23 protein-coding genes and 1 riboswitch are annotated in these 25,808 nt (G+C 33.2%); of the genes, 3 read left to right on the top strand and 20 right to left on the bottom strand.

The genetic code is table 11. From position 1 onward, the window contains the following. Positions 1–43: 43 nt before the first annotated feature. Complete coding sequence (locus J2Y67_RS15180) at positions 44–163, bottom strand: anti-repressor SinI family protein (RefSeq protein WP_310175434.1); 120 nt, start codon at positions 161–163, stop codon at positions 44–46. Between the two features lie 32 nt (positions 164–195). Further along, positions 196–279: riboswitch (cyclic di-GMP riboswitch) on the bottom strand. Between the two features lie 273 nt (positions 280–552). Between J2Y67_RS15180 and J2Y67_RS15175 the strand changes: the two genes are divergently transcribed. Next, positions 553–1,257, top strand: coding sequence for a DUF421 domain-containing protein (locus J2Y67_RS15175; RefSeq protein WP_310175433.1), 705 nt, complete (start codon positions 553–555; stop codon positions 1,255–1,257). Between the two features lie 138 nt (positions 1,258–1,395). Here the strand turns inward: J2Y67_RS15175 and J2Y67_RS15170 are convergent, their stop codons facing one another. The 4 genes from J2Y67_RS15170 to J2Y67_RS15155 all read right to left on the bottom strand — a co-directional run bounded on the left by J2Y67_RS15170 (position 1,396) and on the right by J2Y67_RS15155 (position 6,430). After that, on the bottom strand, positions 1,396–3,195 hold the full coding sequence (locus J2Y67_RS15170) for an ABC transporter ATP-binding protein (protein ID WP_310175431.1): 1,800 nt from the start codon (positions 3,193–3,195) through the stop codon (positions 1,396–1,398). Between the two features lie 70 nt (positions 3,196–3,265). Next, positions 3,266–4,207, bottom strand: a complete 942-nt coding sequence (locus J2Y67_RS15165) for an aldolase (protein ID WP_310175429.1) — start codon at positions 4,205–4,207, stop codon at positions 3,266–3,268. 78 nt (positions 4,208–4,285) lie between these two features. Continuing rightward, the gene (locus J2Y67_RS27995; protein ID WP_396954082.1) at positions 4,286–4,459 is read right to left on the bottom strand and encodes a paeninodin family lasso peptide; all 174 of its coding nucleotides are present in this window, start codon (positions 4,457–4,459) and stop codon (positions 4,286–4,288) included. Between the two features lie 15 nt (positions 4,460–4,474). Next, entirely contained in the window at positions 4,475–6,430 is a 1,956-nt protein-coding gene (locus J2Y67_RS15155) for an asparagine synthase-related protein (RefSeq protein WP_310175458.1), read from the bottom strand. A gap of 308 nt (positions 6,431–6,738) precedes the next feature. On the opposite strand from J2Y67_RS15155, the gene J2Y67_RS15150 reads away from it, so the two are divergent. After that, complete coding sequence (locus tag J2Y67_RS15150) at positions 6,739–7,614, top strand: metallophosphoesterase (protein ID WP_310175427.1); 876 nt, start codon at positions 6,739–6,741, stop codon at positions 7,612–7,614. Between the two features lie 21 nt (positions 7,615–7,635). Here the strand turns inward: J2Y67_RS15150 and J2Y67_RS15145 are convergent, their stop codons facing one another. The 6 genes from J2Y67_RS15145 to J2Y67_RS15120 all read right to left on the bottom strand — a co-directional run bounded on the left by J2Y67_RS15145 (position 7,636) and on the right by J2Y67_RS15120 (position 12,383). Then, positions 7,636–8,700: a nucleotidyltransferase family protein gene (locus J2Y67_RS15145; RefSeq protein ID WP_310175424.1), complete on the bottom strand. Its 1,065-nt coding sequence runs from the start codon at positions 8,698–8,700 to the stop codon at positions 7,636–7,638. 18 nt (positions 8,701–8,718) lie between these two features. Beyond that, positions 8,719–10,521 (bottom strand): ABC transporter ATP-binding protein, encoded by a 1,803-nt coding sequence (locus J2Y67_RS15140; RefSeq protein ID WP_310175423.1) that lies wholly within the window; start codon positions 10,519–10,521, stop codon positions 8,719–8,721. 22 nt (positions 10,522–10,543) lie between these two features. Next, positions 10,544–10,999 (bottom strand): signal peptidase I, encoded by a 456-nt coding sequence (locus J2Y67_RS15135; protein ID WP_310175456.1) that lies wholly within the window; start codon positions 10,997–10,999, stop codon positions 10,544–10,546. After that, positions 10,986–11,264 (bottom strand): PqqD family protein, encoded by a 279-nt coding sequence (locus tag J2Y67_RS15130; RefSeq protein WP_310175421.1) that lies wholly within the window; start codon positions 11,262–11,264, stop codon positions 10,986–10,988. Before J2Y67_RS15130 ends, J2Y67_RS15135 begins: the two co-directional genes overlap by 14 nt. Then, positions 11,261–12,046: a hypothetical protein gene (locus J2Y67_RS15125; RefSeq protein ID WP_310175418.1), complete on the bottom strand. Its 786-nt coding sequence runs from the start codon at positions 12,044–12,046 to the stop codon at positions 11,261–11,263. Before J2Y67_RS15125 ends, J2Y67_RS15130 begins: the two co-directional genes overlap by 4 nt. A gap of 79 nt (positions 12,047–12,125) precedes the next feature. Further along, positions 12,126–12,383: a hypothetical protein gene (locus J2Y67_RS15120; RefSeq protein ID WP_310175417.1), complete on the bottom strand. Its 258-nt coding sequence runs from the start codon at positions 12,381–12,383 to the stop codon at positions 12,126–12,128. 474 nt (positions 12,384–12,857) lie between these two features. Here J2Y67_RS15120 and J2Y67_RS15115 point away from each other — a divergent pair, with 474 nt between their 5' ends. Then, entirely contained in the window at positions 12,858–15,527 is a 2,670-nt protein-coding gene (locus tag J2Y67_RS15115; RefSeq protein ID WP_310175415.1) for a right-handed parallel beta-helix repeat-containing protein, read from the top strand. Positions 15,528–15,598: 71 nt separating this feature from the next. On the opposite strand, the gene J2Y67_RS15110 is transcribed toward J2Y67_RS15115, so the two are convergent. The 9 genes from J2Y67_RS15110 to J2Y67_RS15070 all read right to left on the bottom strand — a co-directional run bounded on the left by J2Y67_RS15110 (position 15,599) and on the right by J2Y67_RS15070 (position 25,805). Then, positions 15,599–16,117 carry a metallophosphoesterase family protein gene (locus J2Y67_RS15110; RefSeq protein ID WP_310175413.1) on the bottom strand — a complete coding sequence of 173 codons (519 nt, stop codon included), beginning with the start codon at positions 16,115–16,117 and terminating at the stop codon, positions 15,599–15,601. A gap of 20 nt (positions 16,118–16,137) precedes the next feature. Beyond that, positions 16,138–16,314 carry a metallophosphoesterase family protein gene (locus J2Y67_RS15105; protein WP_310175411.1) on the bottom strand — a complete coding sequence of 59 codons (177 nt, stop codon included), beginning with the start codon at positions 16,312–16,314 and terminating at the stop codon, positions 16,138–16,140. A gap of 55 nt (positions 16,315–16,369) precedes the next feature. Next, positions 16,370–17,446: an acyltransferase family protein gene (locus J2Y67_RS15100; protein ID WP_310175409.1), complete on the bottom strand. Its 1,077-nt coding sequence runs from the start codon at positions 17,444–17,446 to the stop codon at positions 16,370–16,372. Between the two features lie 982 nt (positions 17,447–18,428). Continuing rightward, complete coding sequence (locus tag J2Y67_RS15095) at positions 18,429–19,523, bottom strand: acyltransferase family protein (RefSeq protein WP_310175407.1); 1,095 nt, start codon at positions 19,521–19,523, stop codon at positions 18,429–18,431. A gap of 54 nt (positions 19,524–19,577) precedes the next feature. Further along, positions 19,578–20,759: a leucine-rich repeat domain-containing protein gene (locus J2Y67_RS15090; protein ID WP_310175405.1), complete on the bottom strand. Its 1,182-nt coding sequence runs from the start codon at positions 20,757–20,759 to the stop codon at positions 19,578–19,580. An 89-nt stretch (positions 20,760–20,848) separates the two neighbouring features. After that, entirely contained in the window at positions 20,849–22,384 is a 1,536-nt protein-coding gene (locus J2Y67_RS15085) for an oligosaccharide flippase family protein (RefSeq protein ID WP_310175403.1), read from the bottom strand. A 4-nt stretch (positions 22,385–22,388) separates the two neighbouring features. Beyond that, positions 22,389–23,582 (bottom strand): glycosyltransferase, encoded by a 1,194-nt coding sequence (locus J2Y67_RS15080; protein ID WP_310175401.1) that lies wholly within the window; start codon positions 23,580–23,582, stop codon positions 22,389–22,391. A gap of 20 nt (positions 23,583–23,602) precedes the next feature. Beyond that, entirely contained in the window at positions 23,603–24,862 is a 1,260-nt protein-coding gene (locus J2Y67_RS15075) for a glycosyltransferase (RefSeq protein WP_310175399.1), read from the bottom strand. Further along, positions 24,810–25,805, bottom strand: coding sequence for a glycosyltransferase family 2 protein (locus tag J2Y67_RS15070; RefSeq protein ID WP_310175397.1), 996 nt, complete (start codon positions 25,803–25,805; stop codon positions 24,810–24,812). Before J2Y67_RS15070 ends, J2Y67_RS15075 begins: the two co-directional genes overlap by 53 nt. Between the last annotated feature and the right edge of the window lie 3 nt (positions 25,806–25,808).

Raw genomic sequence — 25,808 nt, 5'->3', positions numbered from 1 at the left:
GTAACCAATTTTTATACAAATGAAAAAAGACCAAAACTTGGCCTTAGGAAATTTTTAGGTAATCTTTCACCTCTTCAATGGATATTCCTAAATTTCGTGCTTGAAGAATGAGTTCTATCCATTCTTTGTCTAGTTCTTTTTCATCAATCAACGAATCTTCCATTGCCCTATCTATCCTCCTAAAATATAAGTATTTTAGGCAACTCAGCCGTCATTGTACATTACTTTAGACCTGTAGCTTTGCGTCCCACCCTTTCGAGAGGTTTGCCTTTATCTATTTACACGTTATTCTCTATGAAAATATTACCATAAAAGTTCACTATACCGAACAACAAAAATTCCAAAAATTTCGACACTTTTTTTTACGTTAATAAGTTAGTAAAAATCCGAACGCAAATCTTCCTTTAGTTGTTATCTATTAGCAAAAGACAAATGATATTATTCCAACAATTTACAGACGGAACCCCACTAAACTCCACTCATTCTTTTATTTTTCCACCAAGAAGGCATAATAAATTAAAAACAGTTTTAATTTTTAACGAGGTGGTTTTGATGGAATTTTTACATGGGCAGGATTCATTAACAACGATCGAATGGAGTTTGAGAGCAACCATTACCTTCTTTTTTATGCTATTTTCGGCAAAGATTATGGGAAGCCGCGCCATTTCCCAGTTAAGACTATTAGATTTTATCATTGCATTAATGTTAGGAAATATCATCGCCCATCCATTATCAGACCATACCATTGGGATGAAAGGTTCAATCATCTCCACAATCATTATCGTTGTCTTATATATGTTATGCGTCTACCTTACCCTAAAATGGCCCCGCTTTCGAAAATTAATGGATTCTGATCCCTTTCCGTTAATAAAAGATGGTGAAATTCTATACAAGGGATTATTAAAAGCGAGAATTTCAATTGAATATTTATTAGCAGAATTACGAAAGGAAAAGGTGGAAGACGTAAAAAAGGTAGCTTTGGCTTTATGGGAGGCGGACGGAAAAATGTCCATTTTTCTCGATCCTCAGTATGAATCGATTTCCCCCTCCACTTATCAAATAAAAACGGAACCGTTTGATTTGCCGAAAACAGTTATTACGGAAGGAAGAATTAATTATCAAATTTTAAAGTTACTTCAAAAAGATGAAAAATGGTTACATAATAATCTAAGAATTCAACATCAAACCAACGTACCCAATGTTTTATTGGCGACAATCGATGCAAAAAATCAGTTAAGCGTCTTCCTATATAAATAATGTTACAAAACAAGCTCCACCTATTTCTAATCTATTTCCAGTAATACTTTTAAAAAATTTTTTAAGAAAAGTAGATGAAAAGCCATCTTTTATGTAGAGCAAGATGGCCTTTCTGGATTAAATTTCTATTCTCAGCTATCACATCACACTACCTTCTAATTGATTTCTTAATAATCTACTAAACATCCCCTGATTTTCCTTGGTAAGCTTAGAAAATTCCCCCTTTTGGATAATTTCCCCGTTTTCTAAAACAAGCACTTGATCAGCACTTCTTATAGTTGAAAAACGATGAGCAATGGTAATAATGGTCATTGATCCTTTTAATCTTTCAATTGCTTCCTGTATTTTAGCTTCATTTTCAGTATCTAAGGAACTAGTAGCTTCATCTAAAATAAGAATAGTTGGTTTCCTTAAGATGGCACGTGCCAATACAAGCCGTTGCCGTTCACCGCCCGAAAGCCGTATTCCCCGATCCCCAATAAGGGTATCTAAACCATCCGGCAGTTTCTTAACAAACTCAGCTGCAGAAGAAAACTCTAATGCTTCCCAAATTTGATTTTCATTGGCATTAGGTTCAACAATTAATAGATTCTCCCTAATTGTGTCATTAAATAAAAAGGGTTCTTGTGGAACATAGCTAATGGCGCGCCTTAAGGCCAAAAGATTTTGATTCGAGAGCGGGGTTCCATCAATCAAAATTTCCCCTTTTTCCGGTTTGTTTAGACCCATTAATAGATCGATCAAAGTGCTTTTCCCTGCACCAGAACGGCCGACAATGGCTGTCATATTGTTTGCTGGAATATAAAGATTAATATTTTTCAGAGTAAATTCCTGGTAATCTTTATTATATCTGAAAAAGATGTTAAAACATTCAATCCCGCTTTTAACCTGAAGTGGTTCAGACTCAGTTATATCCTTTTCGTTAAATTCCCGAGCAAGTTTACACTCGTTTTGCAAGGCAATTACAGCTTTATAGGAAGGAATCCTCATAGCTATTTGCTCCATTGAAGCCTGGATTCCAGCAACTCTTGGCCATAATCTCGAAAAAATGATAATAATTAAGATCAATTGTCCACTTTGAGCATGAAACGTGTTCATTGCAATTAAAAGGAAAACAGCAATTAGGATCGAAGAAACAGTTTTATAATATAATTGCGATTTGGTACTCAACTTGGAATATTCCATTTGCTCTTTCTGCATATTTAATGTAACAAAACGGAACCAATTCATACGTGATTCTTCTATGCTATTACTTTTAATATCCTTGATTCCATTGATTTGGTCAGTGATGCCGGCTAGATATGCTTTCCCTGACTCGTACGTTTTGCTTCCAAGGGCTAGTGATCTTTTAAGATAGCTTCGTGAAAATAAAATGAGTACTCCTCCGCTGATTAAAACAAAAATGGTGATTTTAGGTGAAAGCAAAAAGGCTATCCCTATTTGAATCAATGTAAAAATGAGTCCGGCAATGAACTGAAAAAATGAATTTGTTCCCGCGCTAGCGGTTGCAATCTCGGCAGTTAAAAAGTTAAGAAGGTCAGATTTTCTTTTATTTATAAAAAAGTTCCAATTTGCATGAAGCAGGGCATCATAGGTTTCAATTCGTAATTGACGAAAAAAACCATGCTGAATCATTGTATTTTGAATAGTAATCTGACGCTGTAGTATACCTTGACCAATGACAAGTAATACATATATCCCCAAAATAAGTGACATCCCCATTTGAACAGGAATAGTTTGAAAGAAATCAAGAAACCCTATAAAGGGTATTCCACTAGTTTTAATGTTCATCATATTGCTCATACTTATCATAGGAATTAAAAATAAAATCCCAACCCCATCAAGTAAACTCATTACAAGCGTACCAATTAGGTTTAGATAAAGTTTCTTTCCTGCATATATGTGTAACTTTTTTATAAAATAAAAGACTTCAGTCATAAAACATCCTCCTGGAATGTTGGACATCTTCTCATTTCCCTACATACCGCAAAGTTGAAAATAAGGTTGTCTACACTACTGTTTCTTCCTTTGATTTCTTGATCATTTGTAAAACTAAATCCGGGAGTTCATGAGCAGTAAAATACGAATTGGGACGATTCAATTGAAATAGATTAATTTTATTTACAATTTGAACTAGTGAATGAAAATGCCATTCCGTTAATCCGGCTGGTGCAATCATAAAATTGCGATACGTATGATAATACAGGGTCTCCAGTCTTTTTACCCCCTGAATTGGAAGAATTTCAATCTCATCATGATTGGTTTTAACGATTTCAAAGACACCTGCAAGCGGATATGATTTATGCAAAAAATTTGAAGGTACAGGAACCGCATATTTCGTTTCTCTTTCTACCAGAGGCCGAAATTGTTGATGGTCCATGCCAAATTGATTTAAACTTTCTTGCCATAGCTTTTGTTGCGGGTAGGAAGGTGTTACTACTGGAATGCCATGTTTAGATAGTGTTACGGCAATGACATCATCAGTTAAAAGTGAGTACCCCTTATGTATAAACGCAGAAGCAATGGTTGATTTACCTGCACCAGAATCCCCAATAAACCCATAGACTTTTCCATCAATAACAATGGCACTTCCATGCAAAGGCAGTATTCTCCTTTGTAATAAAATTGCTCCCATACATGTACCTAGTATGTAAAGGCGGGCTTCATCTTCATTGAAACTGCTTAATGGTGAAACGATAATTTGTTTTCCATTCTTTATTGAAAAAATAGCTACTTCAGGGATTTGAAACATAATTATATTTTCTTTTATATAAAATTGATTAATTAACGCACCTGTTAATGACCATTCTTTTTCTAAATCACCAATACTAATTTTAGTATCGAAAAAAACTTTTCGTTCAGCAAACCTTGATAATTCTGGGAGAGCTATCTCGCTTATTATATTTAAGCCGAAGGCACGATAAAAACCTATTTTCGTTTTATTTAGCATGGGATCCTCCAAATAAATAAATCGCCCCTATGCCTTCCTTATAAAGACATAAGGGCAATAGAAAGTACAACCTTCATGTTAGCTGCCCAAATTTACACTTGGGTCCTTACAACTTGCATTTGACATTCCGTCATGATTTTCATGTCTTCCATCCGATACATCAAAACAATCAGGATTTGCATTCCCCGGTCCATTCATGGTCATTCGAATATCAAGAATCTCTAATTGTGGCATTGTCCATTCTTTCTTCAACCTTCTCACCCCCTTTCAGCAAAAATTCTTTAAAAATCTGTAAACAATCAAACTTCTTGTTAAAATCTTAAATTCATCACTAAAAGTAAAACCCGGATGTGGAAGGTCTTCCCCCATTTTTGAAAGGATTTTTTTAATCATTCCGATATCTATAAATTCGGCAACTAAGTGGTCATGAGAAAGCTGTTGAAGTTCCGAGTAAAAACTTTTCCACTTCGAAGACATCCGATGGATAGTATCAGCACCTTGTAAGCCTCTTGTATGATGATTGAATCTAACTTTATCAGGAAGTAAGTTTTTTGTTGCTCTTCGTATAAACGAACGTTCCATGCCACCTTGAATATATTGTTCTTCTGGTAACGATAAACAAAAGCGAATAACTCTGATATCATTGGTTGGATCACGGTCCCATAAGGAATACCGTAATGATAGTTTAGTAGTGGCTGTACCACTTTTGTTCCAAACATATGGTTGATTATAATGGTTCATCCTATGTTCATTTAAATTTTTGGCAATTTCCCCTGTTATATCAACTCCTTGATCTTGTAGTTTTTCAAAAACATTCATCTTCTCTGCAAAAGACGGGTTTATAAAAGGAGGAAATGGTTCAACACTATGATTCTGCTTTGAAAACAACGATGAGATAGCTGGAAAAGCCTGCTTTGCTACAATCGGTAACATAACCGATTTTCCAGTTTTAAAATTTTTACAATAGGAATCTAGTTCATTGAATAAGTGAATCCATTTAAATTTCTTAAGTAATGTAGCATAATAATCGATGGATAGTTTCCACGACCCCCAGGAAATGGAGTGATTTCCCCTTGCACCGTTTAAAAGGATTTTAATTCCCTGCTGATTGGCTTCCTCATTTATTCCCTTCAGCCAAAATGTATTTTCAAAAAATTTGTAGGGCATTTCCATGATATTCAGAAAATCATCTACTTCCGATAAAGGACTTTTCCCCTCAAAACTTAAATATTGGTCATCTATATTTCCGACATGCTTAATGGTTTCTTCAATGTACGGTCTTTCATTAGGTAAATAATATTTAGCCGTCCAGTCTCTAAAACTCTCTTCAGGTACATAACTAAACGTATGTAACCGTTTATTCTCTTTATTGAGTGCTTTTGCAGCAAAACTTACAACTGTACCTGAATCCAATCCTCCACTTAAATGAGAGCCAACTTTACCGTGGGTCCGAATCCTGCATGCAACTGCTTCATGGAAAACTTCCTTAAATGCTTCTATATATTCTTCATTTGAATTAAGCTTTAATGGCTCCCCTGCCTCAACTTTTGAATATCTAATAAATTTTACACTTCCATCTTTTACACTAATGGCATATGAAGGTGGAATTTGATAAATATTTTTATAAACTGTTGATTGGGTATCAACTGCCTCAGTCATTCCTGGTATTGCAAGAAATTCAGCTAACCATTCCTCATTAAGTCTTTTATCAATATATGGTAAACTGAATAATGGTTCTATTATTGTTGAAAAAGCAAAATGACTTTGATTGTTATAAAAGTAAAGCGTTCTTGCTCCTGAAATATCCCTAGCTCCAAATAGCTTTCGTTTTTTTTCATCCCATATCATAAAAGAAAAATCGCCAATTAAATATTTAGGGGCTTCGTTCCCCCACTTATTATATGCTAGTAATATTAGTTGACTATCTGGAATGTTTTCACGTTGTGTAAGGTTAACTTGTAACCTATTAAACAATTCATTTCTATTATCGATTATGGCATCTGCTGTGATTGCTAATCCCTTTTCATAATCATAGTAAGGAAGTGTTTCTCCTATTGATTCAGGAGTAATCCATTGGGCATGGCATCCAAGGAAAATTTGATTCTGACTCCATGTCGAAACTTTATCAACAGGATATTGTTCGTATGCCATCATTAAGCTTTTAGAAAATTCAGGGTCTAAAGATTCTTCATTAAAGTGAATGATTCCAGTTATAGCACTCATCTTTTTCTCCAATCAAATTAGTTCTTAATCAAGAACGATTATAGGTCAAAAGTACCATCTTTTGTTTAAGGTGTCAATCTAATTTCGCAAAATATTTTTTATAAAAATAATTAAGTAGGGTCAAATATTTAAGCTGAAAAAGTGCAATGAAACCAAGTATTAGATAAATTTCAATAGAGTGCATATCAAAGTTCGGCTTGATTTTCCCATTGGTATTGAGTAACCAAATTATATCATTTATAATGTTCATTAAAAAGAACATTTTTCACAAATATTTAAATAAAAGAATTTCATAGAGGGAGTTATATATGGGTGAATTCCAATCAAAATTACAGCCATTGACACGAAGGGCCTTTTTAAAAAAATATGGAAAAATGTATTTAGGCGTGCTAGCAGCAGGACTTATAACGGGAACATACTCATATAAAATTGAACGATTTTGGTATCAAGTTAAAGAAATAAAACTAAAAATAAAAAACCTCCCTAAGGCATTTGAAGGTTGGCGCATTGTTCAATTTAGTGATGTTCATTTGGGTTTCCATTATGGTGTAGACGATTTTCAACACGTCACCAAATTGATAAATGGATTAAATCCGGATATAATTTTCTTTACGGGTGATCTAGTGCAGATTGGTAATTATCACCCGGAAGCTGCTATTCCTTTACTTCAATCGTTAAAAGGACTTCGCGGTGGAAAATGGGCGGTAATCGGGAACCATGATTTCTATACAAAGAGCCAAGTGATTAACGTGCTACAAACTTCACAATTTAAAGTCCTGGACAATAGTCACGACTTTATTGAGGTCAACCAGCAGCGCCTATATATTGCCGGAATTGATGATCTTATGTATGGAAGTCCAAACATTGAAAAAGCTGTAGAAGGACGAACGGAACAAGACTGTGTGTTCCTACTTGCCCACGAACCCGACATTGCGGATGAAAGTATTAAGTATCCAATCAGTGCGCAATTCTCAGGGCATTCCCATGGTGGCCAAATACGATTGCCTTTTTATGGTCCCATTATCAAACAAGTTCTTGCCCGTAAATATTCGGATGGGTTATATAAGGTTGGAGTAAATAAAATGCCGTTGTATGTGAATCGGGGAATCGGGACAACTAAACTCGCGGTTCGGTTTCATTGCCGACCAGAAATTACAGTATTCCATTTAACAACAGGAGGATGACCACTTTGATGTCATCCTTTTTTAATTAGAAAATAAGGACTTTATCATTCCGGCAATTCTTTTTTTATATAAGAAAAAATACATTTTTGGGCCTTCCCCATCGACAGGTACCTCGTCCTTGGATGGCCAAATCCAATGAATAAATTCGACAAAACCATGTTTAACCGTATCAAACCCTAAAAATTGATAATCAATAAAATCAAGATACTTTTTAAAGCCCTGGGCATAGCGATACTGCCATAATGGAAAATCCCTTTTATGATGAAACGGTTTGATTTTATCCAAAAAAGGAAACTGCAGATAAAGGATGGATAAAGTTCTAATCATTCTCCTATGCGTTTGGTGTTTTGCTGCTAGTTGTAATATTTCTTCATAATCAACGTCCTCGTTGAAATAATAAAGAGCTTGAATTAAATCTAAAAAATATTTCATTGAATCTAAATTATGCCTCCAGCCATGTAGACAAAGCATGTAAAAAGTATGATTAGGGATTAATTCCTTAATATACTCATTGCCTTTAACCGGTTTTGCATGTTTCCATAAATCAGCAATGTCAAACTTCGATGTACTCTGTTTCACTAAACTCCAATGTAACTCTACTACTAACGGCATAGTAGAGTTCGGCAACTCCTTGCTAAAGCTACAATGAAAATGCCCGGGAATCGGCGCTTCTTCCACCGTAAAGCCTAGATAATGGACAACTTCAATTGCAATTTCTAGATCCTCTATCCGAATTAACAAATCAATATCAGATGTTGCTCTTGCCCCTACATGCCCGAAAACCTTTTCTGCCAAATGAATCCCTTTCAACGGAATAACATTAATACCATAATCCTCAAACCGCTGAAGGATATCCTCTTGTTGACTTTTTATAAACAGATTTTGATAGAAGGACCTTTCATAGCTTTGTTTTAAAAAATCCTGGAAGAAATCCGGTGTTTGTTCCAACTTTCCTTGCTTTTTTAACAAAAAGTATATTTGAGAGGCAATTCCATCCTCTTCAATTTTGTCTATTGCACTATGATAAAAGAATTCGTCTTGAGGTAATGGTCCCTGCCCATAAATGGCCTTTATTAATTCAATCATCACAGTACCACCTCTTTTTTACGATTTTGACACTAGGGACAACGGTCTTGGTTTATTAAAGGAAGTTTCATTTAATTTACGATATAGTCCATGCTGTCTGATCAACTCTTCATGTGTACCCTGTTGAACAATTTGGCCATTATCAACCACTAAAATAAGATCCGCATTTTGAATGGTGGTAAGGCGGTGGGCAATAACAATGGTGGTTCGCCCTACCATTAACTGATCAAGTGCTTCTTTTACATAATATTCAGTTTCCCCGTCCAAAGCGGACGTTGCCTCATCCAATAATAGAATCGGGGCATCCTTTAAAATAGCCCGGGCAATGGCCATCCGCTGTTTCTGACCGCCGGATAATTTAATTCCATTTTCACCAATTTCCGTATCATATCCTTTTGGCAATGATAGGATAAAATCATGAATCTCCGCATGGAAAGCAGCTTCGACCATTTCTTTTTCAGTAATATTCGGCCGGGCAATTAAAAGATTTTCCCGGACAGTTCCGGCAAAAAGAAAGGTTTCCTGTGGAACATGGGCAATTGAGCTTCGTAACTCTGAAGCGGTTAGATTCTGAATAGATTTCCCAGCAATTCGAATCTCCCCTGATTGTGGTAGATAAAACCCTTGTAAAAGATTAAACAGCGTGCTCTTCCCTGCTCCACTTGGTCCCACAAGTGCCACAACTTTTCCAGAGGGAATCGTCATATTAAATTGTTCAAATACATTTGTATTTTTTACATATCCAAAGGTAACATCACGAAATTCTATTGATTCCACATTATTGATTGGCTGCGAAAAAGCTGGCAGTTCTTCAGAAGCTGCTGGCTTATCTAGAACATCCAGCACCCGCTCAAGGGCAGCAACTGACCGTTGAAAACCAGCCCAAACGTTAGCCATTCCTGTAATCGGATAAAATAAATGGGTAACCAGATTTAAAAACGTTAACAAGGCACCAACCGTTAGCTCTCCTTTGGAAACAAATAAGGCCCCAATCGAAAGATTAAGAATAAAAGTGATAGAACCGATAATCTGCTCGCCAGTATTATAAAAGCTTTGAAGTTTTGTATTTTCTAATTCTAATTTTAGTAATTGACGATTCTGTTTAACGAATTTCGAATAATAAAGTCTCTCCAATGTAAAGGAACGAATAACCATAAAACCATGAAAGGTCTCACTTAAATGGTGATTAATATTTCCAATTAACTGGTGAATTGATCTACCATTTTTCCGGAGTAATAATCCAAATACAATACCAGATAAAGCAGCGATAGGTGCAACAATCAGACTCACTAAACAAAGCGTCAAATTGATTTGTACCAAATAAATGAAGACCACAATATAGATTATTGGCAGGCGAATAAGACTGATGATGCTGCTGCCAATTACACCATCAACGCCGTGGATATCATTAGAAAAGTGGGACATTAATTCACCAGAGCGATAATTAGAAGCATCCCCTGCCGGGAGTCTTAAAACATAATGAAAAAAGTGATTTTTTAAATCCATTTTCACTGCGTTGGTTGCAAATAAATTGCAGTATGTATATGACACACTGGAGGCAATACTCGCAAGAATTAGGAATGCGCCATATGGAACTAACGATAAAATCTGATGGTATCCACCATGAATCGCTGCATCCGTCAAGTCACCATAGTATTTTGCGAAGGCAATTGTTAGGTAAATATCTACCCCTAACAACATCAGAATCACGACATATGCTTTCCAGCGTTTCAAAATATAGGGCATGACGAAGGATAACGCTCGGCGAATGTCCTTCATAGTAAAATATTGTTTTATGAGTGATTCAATCTGTGCCTTCATATATGGACACTCCATACTTTTTTTAATATTGCAAGTTCAACTTCCGGTTTAGGTATTTTCGTAGAATACCTGAAAGGCCAGGAAAGGTAAGGATTAACTTCCCCCACAGTTTTGTTGTGAAAGCATCTGGTGAAATTTTATGCAGATGTTTTTGGACACAAACTAGCTTTCCAAGGATTCTTTCTTTCCCAATGGGTTGGTCGAAACCTAGGTTTGTGTCTCCTTTTAGGAAAAATTGTGGTTGGTGGTCAATATTTTTCGTCCTAATAAAACGATGAGCAATTAACCGACCATCTTGCGATTGGAATAAGATCACATCGCCCTTTTTTACCAATGATGGGTCACACGGCTCGAATCTACAAAGATTACCTTGTTGGATAAATGGATACATGCTGTTCCCATACGCCGGAAGCTCCAGCCACCCATCTTTTTCAATCGTTCTTTTAAGAAGCATAAAGGTTTGGTTATCGACTAACATGCTCAATCAGCCCGCACTCATTAAGATGGTATAAGAATTCTTCCATGTCCTTTTTAATTTGATCTTTATCCCCAGTTGGTTGAAATCTTTCAGAGATAGCTTGTGCTAGGGATTCCCCTGTTTGACCATTGTTCAATAATGACCAGCACAGACCACCTATTTCGTTTAATTTGGTAACGGTTAATTGGTCGGTATTTAGAAGAATCCATTCACCATCCAGCTCAGTGGCTTCTACATTTTCTTTTTGAATAAATTGAGTCATCATGATATTAACTCCCAAAATGTATTATTTTTTTGAAAATGAAGCTCATATACAGGTACTTGTCTTACCAGTAATGTCAGTAAGCGCATAATTGTTTGTGTTTCTTCCTTGGTGTGGGGCCAAAAAAACACTTTATCCATTAAATGAAGAAGGGCATCCGACTTTTCTAATCTTTCGCGTTTATTTTGTAGTGCTTGGATTAATAATTGGATACTTGCCAATTCAATATTCCCCTCAAATTTTTCTGCTTCAAGTTCACTGCGGAATGGGGAATTAAAGACTTGGATTCCCTCGGATGTAATTTTTACTAGTGTTGCTTCATCAGAAAGAAGTTCCCTGGGATAGGAGAGTTTGGCCGCCGTTGATTTACCTGCCCCCGATTGACCGGAAAAGATATGTGCCTTTCCATTATCGATTGCACAGGAGGAATGGATTAACAATCCCCAATGATGATGGACGATGAATGCACTATAGAGATTAGTTAGAGCATGTTTTAGGGCAAGTTCATCATGGGCAGAAATGATGGCAGCGGTATAATCAACATCGACCTCAATTAAATAATCAGCTCTTTTATAAAGGATTTTTTGATTCTGCTTGGTTATCTCTACTTTATAATCTTTAAAAGGAATACCGTATCCGTCCTTAATTTTGATTGTAAGATTAGGTGGATGATCTTCAGCATTTAAAAATGCTGGAAAGCTTCTTTCGAAAAATTTATTGAGTTTTCGGGAATCTATAAAGATGCGGATGTTACGATCGCCAATTTTCGTTGTTAATTGCCTCATATGGGTCTCCTTAAAAAATTATACGAAACACGGGGAGTCAATCAGACATGCCCGTTGACTTCCCGTTGCTTTTTACCTTTTAGTTAACATTAGGGTTACATTGGCCTACCCCAACATTTCCATTTCCATTTCCGTTTCCAGTGTTATTTCCATTTCCAGCGTCACCGGCTCCACAAGGTTGTGAATTTTTATTATCATCACCTTTGAATCGGATACCACCATTCCCATCCTCATCAGGACTATTTCCTTTACCTGGATTCCAACTATGACGGGTTTCAAATTGGATGGGTTGATGGCTTAAAACTAGCGGCCTTGTATAAACCTTATCTGCTATCACATTTTCACCTCCTTATCAAAATATGTTCATTATAAAGAACACAAGTTCAAAAAAAAATAAAAACCTTGCTATTTCATATAATTTAATCATAATAATTCCAATTATTTTATCTTATTTAATAATTATAATCTAAATGTTGTTCCTATTAAAGAACAATCATTCGACAAAATCCTTCCTTGCGTATTCTACGCTTTAAATAAAAAAGGCCTTTTTTGAAGGATTTTGTCTATACATTTTTATAATTTTTGAATAAGTATAAATGAAAAGTCACATTAAAAATTCGTTTGCAAAGAGAATAGTACAAAGGTTCTATTAATTTCTAAAAGTGGACAAGTTTTAACTTCTGATTTAATAAAATTTTGATCCATTAATAACTTCTATTAATTTTATTTTCTCTCCGATTGTTATCAACTCCACCTAAATTCCTATTGTATGTGACTTTCTAAATTCGGAAATAATTGGAGGCATGGATTTATGTCTACTCTTCCCAGTGGAAGTTACGTCTTAGATTTAACTCAATGGGGTGTTTCAAATACTGTTTCTGATTACGGTGATAAAACATTAGCAACCAATAATTCAAATGGAATCAATAATGCAATTGTATGGGCATCTCAACAGGGATATACAGAGTTTGTATTACCAAAAGGAACATATCTAATCGATGAAACCATCCCCATTCAGCCGCAAGGTTTTATGACCCTTAATTTAAATGGAGCTACTCTAAGAATTCGAAACAATGGGTTAGCTTCTTATTCTGTAATATGTTACAAACAAAATCAAATGTTTTCCCGCGTCACAAACGGAATTATTCAAGGTGACCGATATAATCATAACTACACAACACCTGGACAAGCTAGTACACATGAATGGGGAATGGGTGTCTTAGTTCCCAATATAGTAAATACAGCAAAGGGCGAAGGAACGAATACCCGCTTTATTACAATTGATAATATTGAATTTCTGGACTTGACAGGGGATGGTGTATCTTTATTTGCAACAGGTGGAGCCATTTATACTACTACAACTCCGACTAAAACTTATGCAATCACATTTGAGTCAGGTTCAATCAACACCACTAATGGTAACTTAATAGCAGATTCAACAAAAATTCGTTCTAATATTTTCATAGATTTAACTAATTCTCAAATAGTAAAATGGAAAACCTTTGGTATATACGGAGATATTAGTTATCAATCCGTTGGTTCAGAGATTGATGGCACATTACCATTTGATATTATTTTTTATAACGCTAACGGCACATTTAATTCTTCCTTAACAAACATTGATTTTTATGATGAGATCCCACTGCCGGATGGGGCAACCAGTGCAAAAATAGTACTGCATCAATCAAATATTCCTTCACCATCAGGAAACGGACTAACATTAAGAAGTATGGAAATACCAAAGTTTACCTTCATAGAAAAATGCCATATCCATCATACCCGCAGACTAGGCGTTACATTACAGGGAGCTAAGTTTGTTTGGGTTAAGAACAATGATATCCATCATATAAGCGGTACTGGTCCATCTGCTGCATTAGATGTTGAAGATAACTATGCGTTAAATCAAAACCTTTGGATTGAAGATAATTTTCTCCATGATAATAAGTTACAATTAATATTTGTAAAGGGGAAAAATTTCCACGTAAGAAATAATAAAATTGAAAGAGGTATTGGGATTACAGGATACCCTGGTGTAAGAAAAATATTTATCGAAGGAAATTATTTTAAAGATACTAGTACTAACATCGATGGTGAATGTGTAATAAGCAACAATCACTTGCATAGGTCTAGTGTTTCCCTTGGTAATGGAACAACAGAACCAGCACTTGTCGATAATAACACGTTCTGGAATAGCTCACTAAGTGTAAACAGACCTAAAGCTTATTGTGTTTCAGTATCAAACTGCAGATTCACTGTTGATTCTGATTATAATAATGCTATTTCAGGTGCTGGTTTTTATGCTGGAACTTATCCGCAAACAATGACAGGTTGTATGTTTGAAGGAGCTTTAGGATCATCAAGTTTAATATTAAATGGCGATGTAAATGCAACAGAAGGATGGTCATACAGCAATATTTTATTCCTTAACACCAAGAAGATATCGAATAATAATGGTGGGATAAAAATATTAAGGGGTACCTATACAAATTGTAGATTTAATAATACAGGAATGTTATACCTTGACAAACCCGTAGATTTTATAGGCTGTACATTTACCTGGGATGGATATAATCTTTTTAGTTTCTCTAATAATGGGTTAGCAAGATTTATAAATTGTTTATTTAATGGAGGGTCCAGCACAGCTTTTTATTTTTCAGCCCTAACCCAAGTTCGGGTTGAATTAATAAATAACTTGTTCCAATATCCCAATGCCACTTCCACTTCTTCCGGCGTAATTGATGGATATTGGAATAATGTTACTGGTGGAAAACTAATCGTTGATGGGAATACTTTCAAATCCAATTTAGCCTTGAAAGCAATAAACTGTCCTAGTTCGACTCCAGATCAAGTTCAAATAACCTTTATTAATAATACCTTAGAAGGTAATGTTACTTTTTCGGTTGATAATACGCAAATACCGTCATTCCAAAATAATAACATAAACGGTGTGATTGATCCCTATAACTGGTCGACCTCTATTCCTAAATCCGGTTATTTCAAGTTGGGGAAAGAGATTCTAAATAGTAATATGGCAGCAGACGGATTTATAGGCTGGATATGCACAGTAGAAGGTTTTGCTAATACCTACCCTGGCTGGCAAGCTTTAAAGGTGTATAACACTGGTGAAAGAATCTCGGTAAATGGATATGTTTATTGCTCTACTGTGTGGAATGCAAAAACCTCAACTATCATGCCAAACTTTCCAACCTCCCCGCTATATACTACCGTCAAGGACATTGTTGGTATACCTGTGTGGAAAGCGAACACGACTTACAATGTAGGAGAAAAAGTCTTACCATCAAATATTTCAAATAGCTACTATGAGTGTACTACAGCTGGATCGAGCGGCAGCACTGAACCGGCATGGGGCACTTCCTCTACTGTAACGGATGGTACTGTCGTTTGGATAAAAAGGGATTTTCAAGTATGGAAACTGCTTGGAACAACTGCTGTATTTAAAAAGTTCGGTACTTTAAGCTAATACAATTTGAATGATTACAAGCATCTATTAAGTAGATGCTTGTATTTAGTATAAGCAAAAATAGGAATCCTTCATACTTGAGCATTCTTTAAAATCTTTACCATTTGTTCCGAATTTGGATAATCTGAATCATTATATTGGTTTATAACTTTATTTAAATTATAATCTACTCTTATAATAGCTATTTCAACACGATTCTCTTCTAGATCTAGTAAAGCATAAGATGATTTAGTTAGACCATCAAGCGGCAATCCTACGCTTCCTGTATTGATCACACTCTTCCCATTAACATATCTTATAAACGGCTTATGAATATGAGCATAAATATATAGATCTGCTTTCGTTCTCATCATTTTATCTACAAGTATCTGATCATTTTCGTTTGGCAAAACAACTTCCAACAAGCTGTCAGGTGTTGCGTGAAAGGCATGAATTTTCAATCGACCAATTTTTATGATTAATTCAGTTGGTAAATTCCGTAAATATTCGAGACTGTCTACATCTAAATGCGCAACTGTCCAATCCCTATCTATCTTCATTATTTCTAAGGCACTGTCTGGAACCTCGCCGCTTCGAACACCACGCAACACCCATTCATCAGCATTTCCCTTTATAACTTCAGTATAAGTCCCCTAACCATATCAAGCGAACGTTTTGGTTCAGGACCGCGAAAACATAAATCTCCTAATACGTAAACTTTATCAACGTTCTTTTGACGAATGTCATTTAAAACTGCATTCAAAGCAATTGCGTTCCCATGAATATTGGAAATAAATGCTAAACGCATCTTTTCATCCCTTCTCTCAAAAATTTTGTAATTATTATTTATATTTATCCAAACATTACCCTAACACTTTTTCACTAGATTTTATATATACTGCCTTTTTATCAATGATCCTTAATAGTGGTTTATAGATAAAATAAATTAAATATGATGAAATTAAACACAGGATGATGAGCCATCCAAAAATAAGTATTGGATATTTTAGTGCAAAAACAATGCTTGGAAAAATCGTCATATAAAAGAACATATGGGTTAACCAAAGATTAGTTGAGTGAGTGCCTATATAATCTAGAACTTTTATTAGCCGGCGACCTTTATTCATTAAGTTAAATAAACAAATAAACGCAATTCCTGTAATGGGTGAAATGATCATTGATTCGTATTGTGAATGAATAAGGACCAGTAAAATAATTCCGATAATACATATCAAGTTTTTTTGCGAAAATCGATTAAACAAGTTTAACAACTTTGAATATGTCTTTTCCTTTGCAAAAACAGCACCAATTAGAAACGGTAGCTGGGATGTTCCCACTAGTACGATTGCATTTACAATAGTTGTTAAGGCTGTGTGATTACCTAAATCAATAACATGTTTAATTCTTTGAACATAAGTTGCTAAATAGATAAGGAAAGAAATAAATAAAAGGAGTTTAGAATTATATTTATTAACAACCTTAAAAAGATATGGTGTAATTAGCACCAGGATAATATAGGTTTGAACAAACCACCATGCACCATTATATGAATTTGATAATACCAAAAAGTTGAGGATAAAATTAATAGGACTTCCTGGTAAAATATCGGATTTCCCTGCCAGAACACCAACGATAACAAATAATCCAAAAACAATCCAATAATTTATTAACAATTTGAATATCCTTATGAAATTTTTCCAAAGGAGCGAACCTTTTTCATTGCGAAGGCTAATGAATAATCCATATCCGCTCGCAAAACAGAATATTGGAACACATGCATCGCCAAATAAGCCGATATAATATACTAAAGGAACTCCGTTAATCTTGGGAAAAGTATCATACAATCCTTGGACATCCTTTCGGCAAAAAAGATGAAGGAGCAGCATAAATAATATTGCCACTCCTTTTGTTATTTTCATATCTTGTTTTGTGAATTCCATTATATTGTAGCCCTTTCTTGAAGTTTTTTGCTTCTGCGCTATTTAAAATGACAAAAAACATGAGGATAAAGCATTCAAAATTTTTAATTCTAGGTGATCATATATTAATAGTAATTAGTAATTTTGAATTTGCGTTATTGCATTTCCCTGAACCATGTTTATAAATAGTAGTATTTTTAATGAAGAAATAAAACAATTAGGCATCTTCGTTAAAATCCTTGAAGGAGGAATATTAACCTATTGGTGTAGAAGAACTGCCTATACGCATGGCTATCTAACAAAACTTCATTACATCTTATTATATGTATACATGGTACATTCATGCTGAATAATTACGTATATTAATTTTCAAATCTGTGTAAGTACATGTATTATTTCACAAGTTTTATTAAAAATTTTTACAATTATCTACTAACCCCTTTCCTCCACATATAACAATCTCTATGGTTAGGCAGGAGCTTTTCTTCTTAATATTCCACTAGGTTTGTTTTCAGGTAATATTTTGGCATCATATTATTGAAATTTTTGATAATATATTTTTAATGTTAATGAAGGGGCAAAAAGATATTTTCATAAAGATTATTAAATGTTATTCAAAATGAAATATAGAATATCTTTATAGAATGGGGAAGGGTATGAATCAAAAAAATAAACCAAAAAAAGCGTTTTAAAAGTATTTAATAACATTATACTTATTCCATTATATTGTTTTGACCATGTTTCCTTATAATATTTGTTAATCACTTCTTTCTGAATCAGGTAACCATTTATCCTATCGTTCGATTACAATCTACAACTGGTAAATATTCATATAATCATCTATTATTCTGCTTTTTGTAGAGATAATAACTCCCCGCAGAAACAAGATATTGTACATTATTGAGGAGTATTTTTCTTAAAATCCGATGTATAACTTTAAAGAATCTTGACATCTGTCAGTAGGGTCTACTTTTTATTCAAATTTTTCTATACTCTTACATTACTAATTTGTCCTATTTGAAAATGTTTTTTGTTTATTTTTCAACTGTAAACGCATTAAATTAAAAAACTGTGATACCTTTAAACGAACCTTACTGGTATGCCTCTCCGTTAATTTTGCCACTAGCCAGGAATACAGAAGAACAAACATTGCGATTGATAACTTAATAGTCAGAGTAGTATATTCAAAAGGCCAAAGAGGAGATACCAACCATACCATAACAAAATTTGCAATTGGATAATGTGCTAAGTATAAAGTATAGGAAATACTTGCTAAATGATTAGGTATATTAGTTTTTGAATTTCTTTTGACATTGTAAAAAGAAATAACAATATAAATTAAAATCGAAAATGAAAGTCCAACGCTTAAATCATGCCCAAAACTATACCAACTAACACTCCAACCGATGGTACTATATTGTGTAGAAAGAATGGCTATTAAAGTAACTACTGTTAATATAGTATAACTTGCATATTTATTGGAAATTTTTAAAGGATTTATTAATGGGATTATCGCTCCCAATAACCAAACAAGAAAATATATAGTGATTCTTTGACCTACTAAAAAGCTAATACTAATCAATAAAAAAGCATAAAATACCTTTAGTCTTATCTTTTTAGCCTTTATTGTAAGAACTAGGCAAGGAAACATTATATAATACCAAAATTCATAACTTAAACTCCATAATGGACCATTAAGCCCGTACGGTTTTACCAAAATTCCCTGCAAAAAAAATAGGTTTCCAATAAGAGTTTCTAAATTTAAAACATTTAGTAATTTTTCATTTTTGCCAAATAAGTGCAACTGGAAATTAGCCCAAACTAGGGTTAGAAATAAACAAGGGATTAATACAACCCATAACCGAGTGATTCTTTTTATAAGATAGTCGCTCCAGCTCCATCGATTTTCGGTAACAGATTTTAAAACTGTAGAGGAAATAAAATATCCACTTAAAACAAAAAAAATCATTACTGCTTGATATCCTGGAAGAGGAACATAGAAATGAAACAAAAAAACAATTAGAGCAGATAGAAATCTTAAAAAATCTAAGATGCTTGAAGCTCTACTATTAGAATCAATTAAATTAATTGATAGCAAAATGGTACCATCCTCCTATAGATGTGATGTAAAGTTATAACAATTTCATTTTTGTTAATAGTTGATGTTACTTATTTTTTCTTTTAAATCATTCCCAAAGTTTATTTTTTTTAACTTTGGCAATTTCTTCAAGAGTCTAAAATCCGTAATATTATTCCCACCTAAATGAAGTTTCTCTAAATTAACACAGTACTGAATTCCATCTAAATTGGAAATTCCTTGGTTGCTTAAATCTAATTCTACAATTGGACTTAATTCGGATAACGGTATCCACTTTAAAGAAGGATTAGAAATTAGCTCTCTAATGCATTTTTCAAAATTATGGTCAATGAAAGTTGCAATACCAGCTATTTCAGAAGTTGTATAGAATTCCAAACCTATTTCTCTTGCCTCATTGATTATAGTCTGAATCATTTGGGGTGTTATTCTCCATGTTCCAGATTTCTTTGCTTCCTTACCCCAGCCATAAACATCCCAATCAAATTCTTTAGGTAATATAGAATGGCATGTAAAAATCAAATTTTTCCCTGATTTTTTGACTAATCTCATAATCTTTTTTATATAATGAAGATTATAAGAATAATAACCATCTAAACAAATAGATGGTGTAAAACCAGAATGATTAAATGATATTAAGTTTTCCTTATATAAATGACCCCTAACTATCTTAAAATATTTCGGAACTAGCTCAGAAACGTGTTTACTGTCAAAAAGAAAGTGAGGAAAAGCAAAGGAAACTGGTTTTTTAAATTTCTCTAATGTCTTTGAGTGTGATTGTTGATCCATCCAATCAATTAAAGTCACGATTTCATCTTCGATCCAGCTGTCTAACCCGAAATCATTAGAATAATCCGTTGCTTTTTTATGTTTAAAACCGTGATGCCCAATTTCATGCCCCATTGATTGTAATTCCAGAAGCATATCTATTTCTTTTTGTGTATGTTCTCTTTTTCCTTTAAAGTGGTGAATTGCATTTATATTAAAGGTGACTTTTACGTCGTAATAGCCAAATATTTTATTTCCATATTTATACCAATCATTAATTCTAAAACTGTCATCGAAAGATAATGCTATACCTGGTTTATTTTTATATAGAAGCATATAACTCTTATCTTTTGAAGCTAAAGATTGGGTATACTTCATCATATTTTTATACACATTATTCCAATATCTCCAATTATAATAATTCCTCTTTATTGAATTTAGGGTAATCAAGATTTTACTTTTTAATTTCATTATTAGCACCCTTACATAACTTTTATTATTTGTTACTTAATAATTTAAAAAATTACAAAAAAAGAATGACTAAGTAGTCATCCATGTTTTTATGCCGTATAATCTCTAATTTTCAATCTCTGAGTGAATTTTTTAAATGGAATTATAAACAAACTCTTTTCATATTTATTTATTGCTGTAAACCACATTAGAAAAATAAAGGCTGCTGAAAAAATAATTATTTTTATTATCAATAGCCCCCATGAATTTGCTGGTATTATTTTATTTATTGTTTGTCCATATATAAAGCTTATGATAAACGGAAAACTCATACATAAAATATTCATCCAAAACTTAGGTATATTTATTTTTATCCTTTTCCAGTAATAAACGTTGATTATGAATATATTTCCAATTGCAAACGCAATTGCCGTGGCAAGAGCACATCCAATAGCTCCCCATAATTGGGCAAAAATAATACTTAAAGGTACGTTTACAATTGCAACTAAGGCACTTATAATCGTTTTAAATTTCTGTATATTTTTTGCTTGAAGTATTATTCCCCCCATGCTTTGAATAAGGGAAACTATCATTGGTATTAAAACTATTAATGCAACAATAAATGAATCTAAAAATTCCTTTCCTACCCATAAAAGAATAAATTCCCGCCCAAATACGACAAAGCCACTTAATGCAAACGAAATTATTATATATTGAATCCTACCTACCCTTATAAATAGAGCTGACAATTCATAATCAGGTACTTCTTTAGCAACCATACCAGTAACTTTGCTTAAAAACACATTGGAAATTGAAGAAGAAAAACCTGAAAAATATCCAGTAAAAGTAGTTCCTATGGTATAGATTGAAATCGCTATAGTGCCGCTATATATACCCAAAATAACCTGATCAGTTGAATCATATAATTTACTAATTACTAAATTTAAAAATACATAGGAAGAAAAAATGATAATTTCTTTAAATAAATTTTTTTCAACTTTTTTAAACAGAATTTTTATTTTAAGAATTTTAAAACAATAATAAATATTAGTAAGGATGGATATAAATGTAATACATAATGAAACCACTGACATGGTTATTGATCTATACCCCATTAATAATAGCGGAAACATAATGAGTGGGCTAACAATAGAGCTAATGATAACCATAATTCTTTGAAAAATAAACCTTTCGTGTGCTAGTACAACAACACTAAATAATCCAAATCCTATTCCTAAAGATAAATTCAATGTTACTATTCCCATTAAAATTTTTAACTTTTTAACCTCTTCAACATTTAATGAATTTGAAAAAAGTAAATGTGAATTTAATGTTAAAATTATACCTGCAATCAACGCAATAGAACCTAAAATTCCATACATAATAAAGAACGTGCCATATATTTTTGAACAACTTTCTTCATCTTTTAATGCTTTATATTTTGCCGTATATCTAATTACTGCATTACCTAATCCGAAATTTAGAACCCCAATGTATCCTGCTGCAGAGTTAGCTAAACTATATAATCCATACTCCGACTGCCCCATCAGATTAAGCATTGTTGGGGTATAAATTATTGATATCGCACTATTTAAAAATAATGCCAAATATGATAATACCGCTCCGGCTTTTAGTTGATTTCCCATACTATTATCCTTCCAATATATTAAATAACTTTTTCATCTCTATAGTTGAGTCATAGGTTTCATAAAATAAATTATTGGAGAATTTAGTTCGAAAAAACTCATTATCGATTAACTTTTTTAATGCTAGATATATTTCATTTTCATCAATATTAACAATTAGACCTGTTTTTCCATTTTTAATTTGTTCATTAGCTCCATTTACATTTGTTGTAATAATAGGCTTTAGAAGCTGTTTCGCTTCAATTACAGTAATACAGTAACCTTCATATCTTGAAGGCTGTACATATATATCGCATTGTTCTAAATAAGGGTAAGGGTTCGTATCTGAACCTAACAATATAAATTTCTCCCCCAAATTTTTTTCAAATATTAATTTCTCACATTCCTTTCTAGAATTTCCTTCTCCAACGCAGTACCATTTTACATTGTATCCCTCACGATTTAATTTAGCTAAAACACGCACTGCTAAATCTTGACCTTTTTCCTTTGATAACCTTCCTATTGTCAGAATTCTTAATCCGTTAAAGTCATCTTCAAATCCCTTTCCTTCTTTAGTACTAGATTTAATATGACTTGGGGAAACAATATTATAAAACACCTCAGTTATTCCACTTATGGAAGGAACAAGATTTATTAGTTTTGATTTTGCCTCCTCTGAAACAATAAAAATTTTATCGAACTTTTTATATATTTTATTAACCATCCTTTTATTGAATCCGACTTTTGTGACATCAAAATGAATCCACTGGATCTTCTTTTTTGCCTTTATCTTGTTAATAACAAAATAGCTTATGAAGTCCATTGGACCTGCATAAGCTACTGCTATGTCATATTCAGTTTCAATTTTTTTATAGTTTTTTAAAACATAATTAAAAACAATACGTCTGTCATCAAAGACCTTAGAAGTGAGGTAAAGAAATATTAAAATAAATGCATTAATAAAATTACCTATTCTAAAAGCATTAACCGCTGCTTTGTGAAGTGGTTGATTTATTATAGCTTTAATCTGATTGTAGCCAACTAGATATTTAACAGTAACATAGTTTGGAATATATTTCAAAAAATCCCCATACTCTTCTAGCATGAAAAGGGTAATATCGTATTTTTCTTTTGGTATCTCAGAGATCATGTTTAGTAATGCTTTTTCAGTCCCACCAACATTCATATTAATCAACATAAAGAATATTTTTTTCTTCATTCGCTTAACTCAACCTTCTTTTATCCGATTAATTTATAAAATTTTTCAATCTCTTCAACATTCCCTTTCTTTTCAAATCGCAAATATTGAACAATGTTTTCCTTCAAGTACTTATCCTCGATCAGCTTTAAAATCCCTTCATAAACTGCTTTGGCGTTCATATCAACGACTAATCCATTTTTCCCGTCAACCATTTGATTGTATACAGCATCAAATCTCGTCGTAACTACTGGTATGTTCAGCATCCGAGCCTCTGCTATCGCAAGTCCAAAACCCTCATACTTTGAAGTCTGAACGTAAAGGTCAGCATTTTTTATATACGGATAAGGATTTGCTTTTACACCTAACAATATAAAGTGCTCAGATAGATTATTTTCTATAATAAATTTTTTAATTTCCTCTTTTAACGGACCTTTTCCCAAAGCATACCATTTAAATTGAATACCATTTTCTTTAAGTTTTTTACAGGTTTCAAGTGCAATATCATAACCTTTTTGTTGAGCTAGTCTTCCAATTGTTAAAATCCTAATTCCATCAATTTTATCCTTATATCCCCCCTCCAATTCAGCCATTTTAGAAATAAAAACTGGATTATTGATATCGTAAATCACCTCAACTTTATTTGAGTATTCTGGAAATGTCTCTAGTAAAATTTCTTTTGTAGAATCTGAGACAGCTACAATTTTATTGAATTGTTTATAATATTCTTCTTGAAATCTCTTTTCAAATTCATCTAAGCGATAGCTAACATTAACCCATGCAAATTTCCTTTTCGCCTTTACTTTTTCAGCTACATAAAAAGTTGGAACACCTTGAGCATAACTAATAGCGATATCGTATTCTTTCGGATTATTCTCAATTACATTTGAAACACTTTGCCAGTAAATCCTTGCCTTCTGAGCGTTGCTATATTTTTTCTTTCTAATACCAACAGAATACTTCATCCTAGAAGATAGTAATTTAAAGTTAAAATTTCCCGCAGTATGTTTTAATGCATCAAACAAGTTTAAAGCAGCAAATCCTGTATACTTTAGCGGTTCTAAAATATTCACCTCTTTTGGAACAAGTTCCTCCAACACACCGCCGTGTCCAAATAACATTAGGTCAACTGAGTAATTAGAGTAATCTAATAGTGATAAAAGTGTGACTAAACTCTTTTCTGCACCTGCACAATCTAATGAATCTATAACAAATAATAATTGCATCTTCATAACATTGTTTATCCCTTCACTTTGATCTAAAAAGTTTATTAATCCTATTTGATAGTAGTAATAACCCAATGCTATAGTTTAATAAAGTTATTAAATATTTATATTTTATGGTTAAAGAATTATTAGTTAAAATTAACTTATAGTATTTTTGAACATAATGTTGAAGATTTGTAATGTACCTTTTTACATCCTCTTTATTCTTAACTTGATCTAAGATGTAGTAAATATTATCAACACATCCGTATACAAAACTTGATATATACTCATTTGATAATTGAGGATAGTGCTTCTCCATAAATTCTAAAATTTCATCCCATCCAATAAATGCATCTAATCTTTTTTCGTGATATTTTGTAGTTAATATGCTATTTTCCCGCTTTACATATATATATCCGATATTATTCGTGTAAACTACTTTTTCAGCATTGGCAAAAAACCTATATGTCGTCGATAAATCTTCATGAATACGGTCCTCAGGAAAATGAATATTTTCAAAGCATTTTCTTTTAAAAAGTTTATTACATAGTGAAAACCTGTATAAGACTCCTTTAAAGAGCTCACGCATTGCTTCCTTATTTTCCATCTCCTTAATAAAAGAATCTTGACCCTCATTTATTAATTTTCCATTTACTTTTCTACCCAATTTACAGATTGAAATATCACTTTTAGTTTTTTCGCATAAATCGTAAAGCTCTTTGTACATATTTTTATCAATATAATCATCACCATCAACAAAGCCAATATATTCCCCTTGTGCAAATTTCACCCCGGTATTTCTTGCCGAACTAACTCCACCATATCCTTTGTGAATTACTTTTACCCTACTATCCAACTCGGCATATTTGTCACAGATTGCTCCACTTTTATCAGTCGATCCATCATTTATAAGAATTACCTCAAAGTTTTCAAAGGTTTGTGTAAGAATACTTTCTAGACATCCGCTAATGTAAGCTTCAGTATTATGGACTGGTATAATAATACTAATGGCAGGTTTCATAGTTTCTATTCCCACTTC

The organism is Neobacillus niacini, from assembly GCF_031456445.1.
Classification (GTDB): Bacteria; Bacillota; Bacilli; order Bacillales; family Cytobacillaceae; genus Neobacillus; species Neobacillus niacini_I.
This window is presented reverse-complemented; position numbering and strand designations above follow the sequence as displayed.